Below are 744 nucleotides of genomic sequence, written 5' to 3'. Positions count from 1 at the left end.
GGCATGGTCGATGCGCGTGCGTCCCGTGAACGACGGGTGGTAGGTGATGATTGGCTCGTTCGCCAGGTCCTCGAGCGAGATCCGTTCCTTGTCCGCCAGCGGATGCCCCTGCGGCAGCACCAGCACGTGCTGCCATTCGTAGCACGGCATGGTCACGAGCTCGGCGTAGTCCGCCAGGGACTCGGTCGCGATGCCGATCTCGGCGATCTCGTCGATCACCATCCGCGCCACCTGGTCGGGCGACCCCTGGTGCAGGCTCACGTTGACCTTCGGATAGGCCTCGCGCAGTTTCGCCACCGGCACCGGCAGCACGTAGCGGGCCTGGGTGTGGGTGGTGGCGATCGACAGCGTGCCGCTGTCCTGGGCACTGAACTGCTCGCCGATGCGCTTGAGATTGCCGACCTCGCGCATGATGAGCTCGATGCTGGCCAGCACGTGCTGCCCGGGCTCGGTGATGCGCTTCAGGCGCTTGCCGTGGCGGGCGAAGATCTCGACGCCGAGTTCCTCCTCGAGTTCGATTATCGCCTTTGACACGCCGGGCTGCGAGGTATGGAGCGCCTTGGCAGCTTCGGTCAGGTTCAGGTTGCGGCGGACGGCTTCCTGAACGAACTTGAACTGATGAAGATTCATAACAAATTCCGTATTATTTTCGGATTTATTATGCCTTCTTGGTCTATGAAAATCACTGGAAGTTCAGCATTCCAGCGCCTTTCGCGCCAGCAATGCAATCACTTCGGGATCTTC

1 protein-coding gene is annotated in these 744 nt (G+C 61.3%); it reads right to left on the bottom strand.

Annotated features, from left to right (window positions below):
* On the bottom strand, positions 1-630 hold a 630-nt coding region (locus AC1DY5_RS57605), incomplete at its 3' end, for a LysR substrate-binding domain-containing protein (protein WP_478123036.1).
* Positions 631-744 lie beyond the last annotated feature (114 nt).

It is taken from the genome of Variovorax sp. P4_D9, assembly GCF_056401695.1.
Note: the sequence above shows the minus strand (reverse complement) of the source record. Positions and strands in the feature narration are given on the sequence as shown.